General features: G+C 37.2%; 14 protein-coding genes and 3 tRNA genes. 13 read left to right on the forward strand and 4 right to left on the reverse strand.

Annotated features, from left to right (window positions below; all coding sequences use genetic code 11):
• Positions 1-11 precede the first annotated feature (11 nt).
• From MKZ30_RS05665 to MKZ30_RS05675, 3 genes are all read left to right on the forward strand, one after another.
• Entirely contained in the window at positions 12-473 is a 462-nt protein-coding gene (locus MKZ30_RS05665) for a SprT family protein (protein ID WP_033600782.1), read from the forward strand.
• A gap of 68 nt (positions 474-541) precedes the next feature.
• A tRNA-Leu gene (locus MKZ30_RS05670) sits at positions 542-625 on the forward strand.
• 246 nt (positions 626-871) lie between these two features.
• A complete protein-coding gene (locus MKZ30_RS05675; protein ID WP_002357817.1) occupies positions 872-2,089 on the forward strand; it encodes a pyridoxal phosphate-dependent aminotransferase in 1,218 nt (405 codons plus the stop codon).
• A gap of 65 nt (positions 2,090-2,154) precedes the next feature.
• Here the strand turns inward: MKZ30_RS05675 and MKZ30_RS05680 are convergent, their stop codons facing one another.
• On the reverse strand, positions 2,155-2,331 hold the full coding sequence (locus MKZ30_RS05680; RefSeq protein WP_002357816.1) for a hypothetical protein: 177 nt from the start codon (positions 2,329-2,331) through the stop codon (positions 2,155-2,157).
• A gap of 177 nt (positions 2,332-2,508) precedes the next feature.
• Between MKZ30_RS05680 and MKZ30_RS05685 the strand changes: the two genes are divergently transcribed.
• Both MKZ30_RS05685 and nagA read left to right on the forward strand, forming a co-directional pair.
• The gene (locus MKZ30_RS05685) at positions 2,509-3,336 is read left to right on the forward strand and encodes a helix-turn-helix domain-containing protein (protein ID WP_002381942.1); all 828 of its coding nucleotides are present in this window, start codon (positions 2,509-2,511) and stop codon (positions 3,334-3,336) included.
• 100 nt (positions 3,337-3,436) lie between these two features.
• On the forward strand, positions 3,437-4,585 hold the full coding sequence (gene nagA, locus MKZ30_RS05690; protein ID WP_249958800.1) for an N-acetylglucosamine-6-phosphate deacetylase: 1,149 nt from the start codon (positions 3,437-3,439) through the stop codon (positions 4,583-4,585).
• Between the two features lie 42 nt (positions 4,586-4,627).
• Here the strand turns inward: nagA and MKZ30_RS05695 are convergent, their stop codons facing one another.
• Positions 4,628-5,014, reverse strand: coding sequence for a hypothetical protein (locus tag MKZ30_RS05695; RefSeq protein WP_002357813.1), 387 nt, complete (start codon positions 5,012-5,014; stop codon positions 4,628-4,630).
• A gap of 13 nt (positions 5,015-5,027) precedes the next feature.
• Positions 5,028-5,687 (reverse strand): DNA/RNA non-specific endonuclease, encoded by a 660-nt coding sequence (locus MKZ30_RS05700; protein WP_002363828.1) that lies wholly within the window; start codon positions 5,685-5,687, stop codon positions 5,028-5,030.
• Between the two features lie 160 nt (positions 5,688-5,847).
• Between MKZ30_RS05700 and MKZ30_RS05705 the strand changes: the two genes are divergently transcribed.
• The 8 genes from MKZ30_RS05705 to MKZ30_RS05740 all read left to right on the forward strand — a co-directional run bounded on the left by MKZ30_RS05705 (position 5,848) and on the right by MKZ30_RS05740 (position 12,369).
• Positions 5,848-6,549, forward strand: coding sequence for an ABC transporter ATP-binding protein (locus MKZ30_RS05705; protein WP_002363831.1), 702 nt, complete (start codon positions 5,848-5,850; stop codon positions 6,547-6,549).
• Between the two features lie 9 nt (positions 6,550-6,558).
• Positions 6,559-9,195, forward strand: coding sequence for an FtsX-like permease family protein (locus MKZ30_RS05710; RefSeq protein ID WP_113792499.1), 2,637 nt, complete (start codon positions 6,559-6,561; stop codon positions 9,193-9,195).
• A 191-nt stretch (positions 9,196-9,386) separates the two neighbouring features.
• The gene (locus MKZ30_RS05715) at positions 9,387-9,911 is read left to right on the forward strand and encodes an NfeD family membrane protein (protein WP_010713462.1); all 525 of its coding nucleotides are present in this window, start codon (positions 9,387-9,389) and stop codon (positions 9,909-9,911) included.
• Between the two features lie 16 nt (positions 9,912-9,927).
• The gene (gene floT, locus MKZ30_RS05720) at positions 9,928-11,397 is read left to right on the forward strand and encodes a flotillin lipid rafts scaffold protein FloT (RefSeq protein ID WP_002365565.1); all 1,470 of its coding nucleotides are present in this window, start codon (positions 9,928-9,930) and stop codon (positions 11,395-11,397) included.
• Positions 11,398-11,543: 146 nt separating this feature from the next.
• A complete protein-coding gene (locus MKZ30_RS05725; protein WP_002357806.1) occupies positions 11,544-11,777 on the forward strand; it encodes a DUF2969 domain-containing protein in 234 nt (77 codons plus the stop codon).
• A gap of 96 nt (positions 11,778-11,873) precedes the next feature.
• Positions 11,874-11,954, forward strand: a tRNA-Tyr gene (locus MKZ30_RS05730).
• Between the two features lie 9 nt (positions 11,955-11,963).
• Positions 11,964-12,035 (forward strand) — tRNA-Gln (locus MKZ30_RS05735).
• A 154-nt stretch (positions 12,036-12,189) separates the two neighbouring features.
• A complete protein-coding gene (locus MKZ30_RS05740; RefSeq protein WP_002357804.1) occupies positions 12,190-12,369 on the forward strand; it encodes a hypothetical protein in 180 nt (59 codons plus the stop codon).
• Between the two features lie 55 nt (positions 12,370-12,424).
• Here MKZ30_RS05740 and MKZ30_RS05745 read toward each other — a convergent pair whose 3' ends face one another.
• Complete coding sequence (locus tag MKZ30_RS05745) at positions 12,425-13,036, reverse strand: TetR/AcrR family transcriptional regulator (RefSeq protein WP_002357803.1); 612 nt, start codon at positions 13,034-13,036, stop codon at positions 12,425-12,427.
• Between the last annotated feature and the right edge of the window lie 168 nt (positions 13,037-13,204).

Here is a 13,204-nt window from a genome sequence, read left to right on the forward strand (position 1 = left end):
AACCAGTCTTGATGACAGATCAAGCGCTTCAAACGCTAGTGGAAAAAATTTCAATCGTATTTTTTCAGAAACCTTTTCTGCATCAAGCTACATTTAATCGGCGGTTAAAAACTACGGGCGGTCGCTATCATTTAGCTTCGCATCACCTGGATTTTAATCCAACTGTCTTTTTAAAGTATGGACAAGAGGAACTGGAAAAAGTCATTAAGCATGAGTTATGTCACTATCATTTACATTTAGCTGGCAAAGGCTATCAGCATAAAGATAAGGACTTTAAAGAGTTATTGGCTAAGACTGGCGGTGCCCGTTATGCACCGCCTCTAGTAGAACGGAAAAAAGCAGTTTTCCATCAGTACCAATGTCAGTCTTGTGGAGAAGTCATCCTCAGAAAACGACGAATTGATACGACACGATATGTCTGCGGAAAATGTCATGGGCGTTTGTCCTGGCAAGTGAAAAAAGAACAAATCTAACGATTCTGGTCTTTGTTATCTTGACAAAGACCAGTAATTATTTTAGGATAAATAAGTGCTCTTAAAATGCAGATGTGTTGGAATTGGCAGACAAGCATGATTGAGGGTCATGTGGACAGATGTCCGTGTGGGTTCGAGTCCCATCATCTGCATCAACTAGTATAACAAGAGGTCGGGACAGAAGTGTTTAACTCCGAGAAATAAGAAGGAGTTGCTTCTGTTCCCGCCGTTTATCAGTTTTTGAGCGTGGAGCAAAAATCCAAAGTGATTTTTGTCCCACGCTCTTGTTTATTACGGAAAAACCATCAATTTTTTATTAAATTCTGATATTTATTATTGCTTTTTCATTATAGTTGGCGTAACTTTAGAGTATAAATTTGTGAAGCGAGGGAGTCCGTGTGAGAAATTTTAAAAAATCCGATAAATTAAATAACGTAAGTTACGATGTCCGTGGTCCTGTTTTAGAAGAAGCAGAACGCATGCAAGAAGAGGGCATACGTATTTTGAAATTAAATACAGGGAATCCAGCGCCATTTGGTTTTGATGCCCCAAATGAAATTGTGCGCGACATGATTGTGAATGTTCGCGATTCAGAAGGTTATTCCGATTCAAAAGGTATTTTTTCTGCAAGAAAAGCGATTGAACAATATTGCCAATTAAAAAAATTTCCTAATGTAACGATTAATGATATTTACACTGGTAATGGCGTGAGTGAATTAATTACCATGTGTATGCAAGGCTTGTTAAATAACGGCGATGAAGTACTTGTGCCAATGCCAGACTATCCTTTATGGACTGCTTCTGTTTCTTTGGCGGGCGGTACACCTGTTCATTATATTTGTGATGAGCAAGCAGAATGGTATCCAGACATTGATGATATAAAATCAAAAATAACTTCGAATACAAAAGCAATCGTTATTATAAATCCAAATAATCCGACTGGTGCTTTATATCCGAAAGAGTTATTACTAGAAATTGTCGAAGTGGCACGTCAAAATGATTTAATTATTTACTCCGATGAAATTTATGATCGTTTGGTCATGGACGGTTTGGTTCATGTACCGATTGCTACATTAGCACCTGATTTATTTGTCGTAACATTGAATGGTTTGTCAAAATCACATCGAGTGGCAGGCTTCCGATGCGGTTGGATGGTGTTAAGTGGAGATAAATCACGAGTAAAAGGGTATATCGAAGGGCTAAATATGCTTGCTTCCATGCGGTTATGCTCAAATGTGTTGTCACAACAAATCATTCAAACCGCATTAGGTGGCTATCAAAGTGTCGATGATTTACTTTTGCCAGGTGGCAGAATTTACGAACAACGAGAATTTATTTACAATGCGATAAATGATATTCCTGGTTTATCAGCCGTGAAGCCTAAAGCAGCTTTCTATATTTTCCCGAAAATTGATACGGCCAAATTTGACATTTATGATGATGAAAAATTTGTTTTAGATTTCTTACACAAACATCATATTTTATTAGTCCATGGTGGTGGGTTCAACTGGCAACAACCCGATCACTTCCGTATTGTTTATTTACCGAAGATGGAAGACTTAAAAACTACAGCAGATAAAATGCGTGAATTTTTAAGTACCTACAAACAAAAATAAAAGAACTACCAAAAAATAGCCTCTAACGAAGCTATTTTTTGGTAGTTCTTGTTTTATCAACAATACTATTCTGCGGTTTCACATGCTTTTTTACTAATAATCATTCGGTTGGTATATTTTTCTTCCATATCAGGACTAGGATTTGCTACTACGATGAGATAAGAATTTTCATACTCCTTCTCCACAAAGCCTGAATAATTTGTTTTTTCCCAAATGAAGTGAACCTTTTTCTCTTCGGCCATACAATAACACTCCTTTTTAATAAAAATGAACCTATTTATTTTCTAAGAAAACCTTAGATAATGTTCTTGCAGTATATTATGCAATAAAGTACAATAAAAGCATAATGCGAATTCGCATATTTTGACAAAATCCCCATTTTGCAAGGAAAATGGCCGATATAAATAGGAGCTATTGTGATGAATTCTTTAGGTGCAGTTATTAAAGAAATTAGAAAAAATAGAAAATTGACACAGAAAATGTTATCAGAAGACATCTGTTCGCAAAGTGTTTTAAGTCGCATTGAAAACAATGAAGAGTTGCCAAACGTCCTCGTAATGCAACAACTTTGTGATCGTTTAGGTGTGACTGTTGATCAGATTATGCGTTACAAATCTGGTGATGTGCATGTTGTTACGTATTCATTTGAAAAAATGGCTGAATATTTTCGCCATAAAAAATATCAATTATTATTAAATTATTTAAAGGAAAATCGTATTGAAGAACAATTGTATTTAGATACGGACTGGCAAAAATATTATTATTATTTAGGTAGTTGTGAATTGTTTGTTCTAAATGATTATGAAAAAGCTATTGCTAGCTTGCGTAAAGGGTTATCTTTCACCTATAAAGCCGATAAATTAAATGTTTCTGATTTAGAGATTCAATTAATTAGTTGTCTAGGTGCCACTTATGGTTACATGGGCAATCGAGTAGAAGCAGAACGATTTTTAAGTTTGAGTATTCATTATTTTAATCAATTGCCAAATGAACGCAGTAATGCAGAGTTAACGAAAATATTTTTTAATTATGCTGATTTCTTATTCAAAAATTATACAGAAAAAGATGCCGAAATTTATGTGGATCAAGGAATTACTTGGGCCCGCAAAAAAAATAGTTATTATTATTTAAGTGAATTATTAAATCTAAAATATTTAGTTTTAATGAGAAAGAATAAACACGAAGAAGCAGAACGTTATCTAAACTTAGCACAACAAATGAAAAATGTGGAAAGTGGCAATCTTTAAAAAATCCTCAGAATTGCTTAAAAGGTCTACACCATTTCTTGACTTTTGTACTGATTAAGAGTACTTTTGAAGTAAGTAAAATAAAGAAAGAAGGATGAAGATGAAAACATTTATCTTTGCAGACAAGTTCTTTTTAAAAAGCGATGTTAAAGGACCTGGTTATTTAGAAATTACGGATGGTATCTTTGGTAATTATACAAAAGATGAACCGCAAGGGGACGTAAAAATTATTCGTGAGGAAGGCAAATGGATTGCCCCAGGTTTAGTGGATACTCATATTCATGGTTACATGAATCATGACGTAATGGATAACGATGCAGAAGGCATTAAAGTGATGTCTGAAGGCTTATTATCTTGTGGTGTAACTTCATTTTTACCAACAACGTTAACTTCAAGTAAAGAACGTTTAACAGACGTTGCACGTACGATTGGTCAAGTCTACCAAGAAGTGCCTGGTGCAAAAATTCAAGGGATTTACTTTGAAGGACCTTTCTTTACTGAAGAACATAAAGGCGCACAAAATCCAAGTTATTTTGGAGATCCAGACCTTGATACATTCCACGAATGGCAAGAAGCTTCAGGCGGAATTATTAAGAAAATTGCGTTGGCACCAGAACGTAATGGTGTGAAAGAATTTGTTGAAACCGTTACAGATGAAGGTGTCGTTGTTGCTTTAGGCCATAGTAATGCGACCTTAGAAGAAGCTGATGTGGCAGTTGAAGCAGGCGCTAGCGTTTTTGTTCATGCATATAATGGGATGCGTGGCTTAAATCACCGTGAACCAGGGATGGTTGGTGCATTGTTAACGTTACAACACGTTTTCTCTGAATTAATTTGTGATGGACACCATGTACATCCGCAAGCGGCTGAAGTATTGATGGAAAAAGCGGGCAATGATCACGTTGCGTTAATTACAGACTGCATGATGGCTGGCGGTATGCCAGATGGCAACTACAATTTAGGTGAATTTCCTGTTGTGGTAGCAGAAGGAACGGCTCGTTTGGATACTGGGAACTTAGCAGGTAGTATTTTAAAACTAAAAGAAGCAATTAAAAATGTAGTTGATTGGGGTATTGCAACACCTGCACAAGCAATTATGATGGCTTCATTAGTTCCTGCGATCAGCTGTAAAATTGATGATCAATGCGGCATGATTGCAAATGGTCGTGATGCTGACTTTATCGTATTAGAACCAACCATGGAATTAGCAGCTACTTATTTAGATGGCGTTGAACGTTATCGAGCATAAGACACAAGAAAAAGCTTGCGGAAATTTATCCGCAAGCTTTTTTTATAATTCTTTTGGTAAAATCGCAGAAGTGATTTCTTTGTTCTCGTAGGCAATAAAAAAATCGATTAATTGCTTGTCAAATTGCTCAATATCCTCTTTGTAAAGGGAGCTAGGAATCACAAAGGTTTGCTCCAGAGTGCCTGCTAGATAATCGCCATCTAAACTTTGGGCGACAACTAAAAATTCTTGTTCGCGCCAATGTTCCACATCTGTTTCAGAAATGGTTTCCGGAGAGGCTAAAAATTTACAATTTTCGACAAACTGTTCATCAATTTCTTCACTGAAAGTTAATTCAGCATCCTCTTCTTGAGGTTGAGAGAGGATTGCTTGCAAAAATGTTTGTGGTTTTGCATCGGGTAATGTTTCTTTTAGCTGTTCAAAATCCAATGAAAGTTCCTCCTTATTGTTTGTTTAAAATAGTTACTGAAAAATCAATGGGTGAATTTGTTTTAAGGCTTTTGGCTTCTAAGATGATTTTTTCAGCCAACAAATCGTTTCCGTTATATACAGGTGTCACGCGATAGCGAACGGTTTCGCCGCGATCAAGAGCTGCCCGAATCTGATTTTCATATTTCGTCATATAAGGAGTGTTGACAGGATTCTGATACAAGGTGGTTAAGTTACGTGGATCATCACCGCTGCCTCCCATTTGACGGCCGATTAGGTGGCCACGCGAATGATTAGCTTTTCCTGAAATGAAACCAGCTGGTCGAATATCTTTATTAGCGGAAGTTCCTGTATTGACCATTGCGGGTTTTAATAGCGCATCAGCGCCTGTCGCTCGTTTTAGACGATCTAGTGAATGATAAGTAATCCAGCCGTTTGAGCTATCCTTTAATTCCTCTGCTGAAAATGTGGCTTTACCATTTTCAATGGGTCCAGGATTATCTCCTTTTGGTGCTGGTGTGCTTGAGGGGGTGGTTGTTTGTGGTTGAACATTAAATAAATCTTGTAAAGCATCAGGAACTTTAACGCCAACCGCGCCTAAAATTAAAATGATTAATGCGCCAATCAGCATGATGGTTGAATTAAATGGTGGTTTCTTCTTTCTGTTTGCCATAACGTGCTCCTCTAATTTTATACTTGCAATAGTCCAAATTTAAGTGGACCATCTTTTCTATTATACGTAAATTTGCTAAAAAATCAAAAAAGGCTTTTCTTTGAAAGACTTGTTTTCTCAGATATGTTACTATTTTAATGTAGAAGGGAAGGGATAGTGGATGGCCTATATTGAAGTCAAAAATGAATACAAGCGTTACCAAATGGGAGAGACAACTATTACTGCGAATGACGGCATTTCTTTTGAAGTGGAAAAAGGAGAAGTAGCGGTTATTTTAGGCCCCAGCGGTGCTGGAAAATCAACTGTTTTAAATATTCTTGGTGGAATGGACAGCTGTGATGAAGGGGAAATTATTATTGATGGCACAGATATCGCTCAGTTTTCAGAGAAACAATTAACCACTTATCGACGCAATGATGTCGGGTTTGTTTTCCAATTTTACAATTTAGTCCCAAATTTAACAGCAAAAGAAAATGTCGAATTGGCTTCGCAAATCGTTGCGGATGCGTTGGATTCGACCAATGTTTTACAATCGGTGGGTTTAGGGGAACGTTTAGATAATTTTCCAGCGCAACTTTCTGGTGGTGAACAACAACGAGTAACCATTGCCCGTGCGATTGCTAAAAAGCCCAAGTTACTTTTATGTGATGAACCGACAGGAGCGCTGGATTATGAAACAGGGAAACAAATTTTAACCATTTTACAAAACACTGCTCGTGAAACAGGAACGACCGTCTTAATTATTACCCATAATTCAGCCATTGCAGAAATGGCCGATCGGGTAATTCGAATTAATGATGCGAAAGTTCGTGAAATGACTGTGAATGATCAGCCTAAATTGGTTGCTGAAATTGAATGGTAGGTGCCTAAAATGAAGAAAACAGCGCTAATTAAAACAAGCTTACGTGAAATTAGACAATCTACTACACGGTTTTTATCGATTATGGGGATTATTTTCCTTGGTGTAATGGTCTTTGTTGGTTTGAAAGCTACTGGCCCAGATATGATTAAAACCGCGAATAATTATTACCAGAAAGAGCAGCTTCCAGATGCGCGAATAATTTCTACAATGGGACTGGAAAAGAAAGATTTAACAACACTACAGTCTTTAAAAGATGTCGAAACAGTTGTGCCGCGGTATACAATAGATGCCACGATTGGGCCGCAAAATAATGCAGTAAAATTGTTTGGCTATCGAAAAAATCAAGCAGGATCGGTTAACTATCAAGTAGTTGACGGTCGGTTACCTAAACAAACAAATGAAATTGCATTAGATACATTAGCGAAAACTAGATATGACTATAAAATGGGTGATAAAATCACTTTAAACGATGCAGCGATTAAAGAAAAAGGGCTGACACAAACTCATTTTACTGTTGTTGGATTTATCAATTCACCAGAATATATTGATAATACATCCAGGGGAACCACAACGGTCGGGTCTGGAACGTTAAACTTTTTTGGCGTGGTTTCGGAAAAAGCCTTTGACAGTCAACGGTATCCAGAATTGCTAATCTTATTTCGTTCATTAAAACATCAAAATACGTATTCCTCTGATTATGAAAAGAAAAGAGAGCAGGCCTTGAATCAGGTAAAAGAGGCACTGAAAAATCGGCCAGAAGAACAGGTTGCCGCCCTACGTGATTCGGCTCAGCCGGACATTAACCAAGGTCGACAAGCGCTAGAAACGGGAAAACAAGCGCTTGCGCAGTTGGAGCAACAACTAGGAATTCCAGCTGAGATGCTTGAAAAGCAAAAAGACGAATTGGCTAAACAGGAACAACTGTTGGCTGAAAAAGAAACAGAGCTAGCCAATTTGAAAGCCCCAACGTATTATTATTTTACCAGGGAAGACAATCCAGGATTTTCTGAATATCAAGATAACGCTGATCGGATTTCTTCTTTAGCCACGCTATTCCCGTTGTTCTTTTTCCTAATTGCGGCATTAGTCAGCTTAACTACCATGACACGTATGGTGGAAGAAAAAAGAATGGAAATTGGTAGTTTGAAAGCTTTAGGTTATCGTAATCGTGAAATTGCTTCGATTTTTATTACCTATGCAACGGTTGCTAGCCTAACGGGTGCATTATTAGGATTGGCAGTTGGCTATTATCTATTCCCTAAAATAATTTTTGATGCCTACGGTCAAATGTACAATATTCCTGATTTAGTTACACCGTGGTACTTAAATTACAGTTTATGGGGCATTATTGTAGCCTTAGCTTGTACTGTGGGAGCGGCCTTAGTGACATTAAGAATCGATTTATTAAGTACCCCAGCTACCTTGCTAAGACCCAAAGCGCCGAAAGCAGGCCAACGGATTTTACTAGAACGAATCCGCCCTTTATGGCAACGCATGAGCTTTATTCAAAAAGTGACCGCTAGAAATCTGTTCCGCTATAAACGACGGATGCTGATGACCGTTATCGGAATAGCTGGTTGTATGGGGCTGTTAATTGTTGGTTTTGGTTTACGCGATTCAATTGTGGATGTCGCTACAATTCAATTTAATAAAATCTGGCATTACCAAGCAGTCGTGACTTTTAAAGAGCAAACAACACCTGAAGAGACAAAAGAGTATCAAGAAACGTTGCGCAAACTGGATGGTTTGAATAAAACAATTCCGTTATATTCAGAAATCTTTAAAACGAAGGGCCAAGGTGCACCAACTCAAAATATTACTCTTTATGTGCCACAAGATCCTTCGAAAATGGCTGATTTTCAGTTATTTAATGATCGAGTCACTGGAGAAAAATATTCCCTCAACGATGACGGTGTAATCATTAATGAAAAATTAGCTAAATTATTTGGCTATAAAGTCGGAGATCAATTAAATTTAGAAAATAGTGATAATCAAACCTATCACGTGAAAATTGCCGCGATTGCAGAAAACTACACGGGTCATTTTGTCTATATGACGCCGAAACTCTACCAGACGATGATGAAACAGAAGCCGGAGTATAATACAGAATTCCTACTTTTTGACAAAAAGTTATCCTCAAAACAAGAAACCTCAATCGGAGAGGCGTTGACAAAACAGCCGAAAGTGTTGAACATTACGTTTTTAACTGCGATGAAAGGTTCGTTTGATGATATGCTGAAAAGCCTTGATATTGTCATTTGGGTACTAATTGCTGTTTCTGGTTCTTTAGCGTTAATTGTGTTATATAATTTAACCAACATTAATGTTTCTGAACGGATTCGAGAACTTTCCACGATTAAGGTTTTAGGGTTTTACGATCGTGAAGTCACCACCTATGTTTACCGTGAAAACATTATTTTAACGTTCATTGGTATTATTGTTGGCTGCTTCTTTGGGAAAATTTTGCATCAATATATTTTAGCAACCGTTGAAGTTGATTTAATTATGTTTTCGCCAATTATTCATTGGCCAAGTTATCTGTATTCCGCAGTCATCACCATGTGTTTCACGTTGTTTGTGATGGTCATTATGCATCGGAAATTGAAGAAAATCAATATGATTGAAGCGTTAAAATCAAATGAATAGCACATTTTAAAAACGAGCAGTCCGTAGAAGTTCGATAATTCTAGGACTGCTCGTTTATTGCTGCTTCTTTTATTAAGAAAAAATAGGTCTTAAGATGTATCTTTTGAGATTTATTTGGAAATTACTACTCTTTTTATTTAAAAATTGGTACACTATTACTAGGTTATAGCACAGAAAGGAGTGTGGGAAAAGTGTTAGAAGGTCTACCATTGGAAACGGTTTATTTTTATGCATTAGTGGGGAGCGCGGTCCTCGCTTTTTTACTAATTATTTTTGGGGATGTTTTTAATTTTGATGGACCGGTGGACCCAATGCTGATTATTCCATGGATTGCTTTTACCTCGCTGTTTGGGTACCTTGGGGAAGAATTAACAGCGGTGAATAGTTGGCTTATTTTAATTGTCAGTGGTATTCTTTCAACCATTATTGTTTTCTTCCTAAATTTTTATGTGTTGGTCCCTTTGAAAAATTCGGAGGCCACAATTTCTATTTCGGAAAAAGACATGGAGGGTCGTGTTGCTACTGTGATTACCCCAATTCCTGTCCAAGGAATGGGCGAGATTCAATTGAAGAGTGTCACAGGTTCGTTAAGTCGACCAGCAGCATTTTATGTGCCACAAGAAGTGGCTGCGCCAAGAGGTAGTGAGGTATTGATTATTGAATTGAAAGAACGGGTTTGTTATGTCATTCCTTACGAAGGCAGTCTAAAAATATAGAGTAGGAGAGAAGAAAATGGGGATTTTGTTACCGATTATTATTGCAGTTTTAGTATTATTAATGTTATTAATTGTGTTTGTTTCTAAATATCAGACAGCCAAACCTGATGAAGCGTTAATTATCAGCGGGAGCTATCTAGGCTCTAAAAATGTTCATGTAGACGAAGGTGGCAACAAAATTAAAATCGTTCGTGGCGGTGGTGCGTTTGTCTTACCAGTGTTCCAACGTTCAAATCGAATTAGTTTGCTTTCAAGTAAATTAGATGTTTCTACACCAGAAGTGTACACAGAACAAGGGGTTCCTGTGATGTGTGATGGGACATCAATCATTAAAATTGGTTCGTCAGTTGAAGAAATTGCGACAGCAGCGGAACAATTTTTAGGAAAAACAACGGAAGAATTAGAAAATGAAGCACGTGAAGTATTAGAAGGACATTTACGTTCGATTTTAGGTTCAATGACAGTGGAAGAAATTTACCAAAATCGTGATAAATTTAGCCAAAGTGTACAAGAAGTTGCCAGTGTTGACTTAGCTAAAATGGGCTTAGTTATTGTGTCGTTCACAATTAAAGAAGTTCGTGATAAAAATGGATACTTGGATTCATTAGGGAAACCAAGAATCGCTCAAGTTAAACGTGATGCAGATATTGCTGAAGCAGAAGCCTTGAAAGAAACTCGCATCAAAAAAGCGGAAGCAGAAAAAGAATCACAACAAGCGGAATTGCAACGTCAAACAGAAATTGCAGAAGCTTCAAAAGAAAAAGAATTGAAATTAGCGTTATACAAACAAGAACAAGACATTGCCAAAGCCAAAGCAGACCAAGCCTATAACTTGGAAAGCGCGCGTGCACAACAACACGTGGTGGAACAAGAAATGGAAGTCAAAGTCGTTGAACGTCAAAAACAAATTGAGTTAGAAGAAAAAGAAATTACGCGTCGTGAAAAACAATACGACTCAGAAGTGAAGAAAAAAGCCGATGCAGATCGTTATGCACGTGAACAAGAAGCTCTTGCTCAAAAAGCACGTGAAGTGGCAGAAGCCGAAGCAGAGCGCTTCAAAGTTGAAGCATTAGCCGAAGCGGAAGCCAACAAAACGCGTTTAACAGGTCAAGCGCAAGCCGAAGCTATTTTAGCTCGTGGTGCAGCGGAAGCCGAAGCCAAACAAAAGATTGCTGATGCCTTCAAAGAATATGGTGAAGCAGCTGTGTTAAGTATGGTGATGGAAATGTTGCCACAATTAATGAAAGAAGCAGCACAACCATTGGGCAACATCGACAAGATTTCAGTGGTAGATACAGGCGCAGGTGGCGAAAATTCTGGCGCCAACCGTATTACCAATTATGCAACAAACTTGTTGGCTGGTACACAAGAAACACTAAAAGAAACAACGGGCCTTGACGTGAAAGAGCTAATTGAAAACTTTTCTAAAAAAGGTACCTCAAATAGCGTGAACTATCATGCAGCAGAAGGTTCAGAAAAAGAATAGAAATCAGCCTTTAAGGAGTAGCGAATCGCATTTCGTTACTCCTTAATGCTGCATTGAAACGATAAACGAACAATCTGACAGAGAAATAGCGAGTGCTTGTTTTGTTTCAAAGATTCTGATAACATAGAGTTCTTGGAGGGATAGAGATGTCAAAAAAGAATAAAGATATTGAAGTACGTGTTGAAGAAGAAAAAGCCCAATACAATGGAGCGAACGTTTTAATGAACAAATTATTTATTGGTAAAAAAGAAATCGGTCGTGTCATTCCGCAAAATGATAAAAAATTCATCATTGAAATTGATGGTAAGCAAGAAGGTACAGCAAAAAATCTGGACGAAGCCTTTGAAACAATTATTCGTCAATGGAATTTAAGTGAATAAAAAATAAATAACAATTTTTTTAAAAAAAGGGTTGCTTTTTTCTGGAAAAGATTGTATTATAACTAAGTCAGGTCGTTACAGCGACAATGACTTTTTGGAGGAATAGCGAAGTGGCTAAACGCGACGGACTGTAAATCCGTTCCTTAGGGTTCAGTGGTTCGAATCCACTTTCCTCCATTTTCTTTTTGGGGTATAGCCAAGCGGTAAGGCAACGGACTTTGACTCCGTCATGCGTTGGTTCGAATCCAGCTACCCCAGTTTTCAGAACATTTCTGGTAGAGAGATGTTCTTTTTTTGTATAATTATATAACAAAAATGAGGTAAGATTTTCCTCATGTACAGGCTAGAAAAGTTTTCATTTATATAAGAATATGCTAAAGTATTAAGAAAGAATAGTCTGGAGTTGATAAGAATGAACTTTAAAGAAAAAATTACAGAAATGGTTGAAAATGTTTACGATTTAGCACGCGATGGTAAGTATGATGTCAAAGTTGACTTAATTCCTCGTAAAAAAGGCAACATCAAAAGTGGTGTTAAAGTCACTTCTTCGAGAAATACAGCCCACAATATCAAATGGCGTTCAAAAAACTAACTCGTCTTTAACAGAAACACCGGAGCAGACAACATTATTGTCTACTCCGGTGTTTTTATTTTTCTAATTCGATGCCTAAGACAGTTAAATGACCATTACCAACTAATTTGATAACTAATTGGGCTAAGTGATTGGGTGTCATATCCGTTTCGCTAGTAATCCACCAATGAAGGGTACCGATGAAGATAGAGGTCATGTATTCAATAACAAAATCTATCGGTACGTCAATATCATTTTCGGTAATACGCAACTGCGAAAAAATCGTCGCATATTTTTCTTCGATAATTTCAGCTAAGCGTTTTCGAAAGTGTTCGTTGAAATTATTGTCCATGATAGTTAAGAAGAAAGATTTGTTCTCTTGAATGTTAATGTAGAGCTGCGTCAGAAGTTCTTCAATGTGCTTCACGCGGACACGGTTGCCATTAACCAGTTGTTGCGAATCAAGAATAGCGGTGAAAGCACTAAGCGTAAAGGTGAAGATTGCATCATATAAATGCTGTTTGTCTTTAAAATGAGCATAAAAAGTCGCACGATTAATCATAGCTTCATCAGCAATATCTTGAATAGTCACCGCTTCGTAGCCTTTCGTTTCTACAAGTTTAAAAAAAGCTTCAATAATCATTTTTCTGGTTCGTTGTACTCTAAGGTCTGTTTTCTTTGCCATCATAAATTCCTTTCGAGATAGTCAACATTCGTGGAAACTTTGTTGTTTATCTCACAAAATAGGGTAAATTGCTTGTTGCAAATCATTTAGAACCTTTCTAAAATAGGTATATCTATTATAACAAACAGTTTGTATAATAATCAACAAACTGTTGAAAAATGAAGGGGTATT

It is taken from the genome of Enterococcus sp. LX10, assembly GCF_023539285.1.
Lineage (GTDB): Bacteria > Bacillota > Bacilli > Lactobacillales > Enterococcaceae > Enterococcus > Enterococcus faecalis.

Bases quoted from the DNA above. Each gene is read 5' to 3' on its own strand.
- MKZ30_RS05665 (WP_033600782.1), top strand. From the start codon at position 12: ATGACAGATCAAGCGCTTCAAACGCTAGTGGAAAAAATTTCAATCGTA.
- MKZ30_RS05680 (WP_002357816.1), bottom strand. From the start codon at position 2,331: ATGGCCGAAGAGAAAAAGGTTCACTTCATTTGGGAAAAAACAAATTAT.
- MKZ30_RS05685 (WP_002381942.1), top strand. From the start codon at position 2,509: ATGAATTCTTTAGGTGCAGTTATTAAAGAAATTAGAAAAAATAGAAAA.
- nagA (WP_249958800.1), top strand. From the start codon at position 3,437: ATGAAAACATTTATCTTTGCAGACAAGTTCTTTTTAAAAAGCGATGTT.
- MKZ30_RS05700 (WP_002363828.1), bottom strand. From the start codon at position 5,687: ATGGCAAACAGAAAGAAGAAACCACCATTTAATTCAACCATCATGCTG.
- MKZ30_RS05705 (WP_002363831.1), top strand. From the start codon at position 5,848: ATGGCCTATATTGAAGTCAAAAATGAATACAAGCGTTACCAAATGGGA.
- MKZ30_RS05710 (WP_113792499.1), top strand. From the start codon at position 6,559: ATGAAGAAAACAGCGCTAATTAAAACAAGCTTACGTGAAATTAGACAA.
- floT (WP_002365565.1), top strand. From the start codon at position 9,928: ATGGGGATTTTGTTACCGATTATTATTGCAGTTTTAGTATTATTAATG.
- MKZ30_RS05725 (WP_002357806.1), top strand. From the start codon at position 11,544: ATGTCAAAAAAGAATAAAGATATTGAAGTACGTGTTGAAGAAGAAAAA.
- MKZ30_RS05740 (WP_002357804.1), top strand. From the start codon at position 12,190: ATGAACTTTAAAGAAAAAATTACAGAAATGGTTGAAAATGTTTACGAT.
- MKZ30_RS05745 (WP_002357803.1), bottom strand. From the start codon at position 13,036: ATGATGGCAAAGAAAACAGACCTTAGAGTACAACGAACCAGAAAAATG.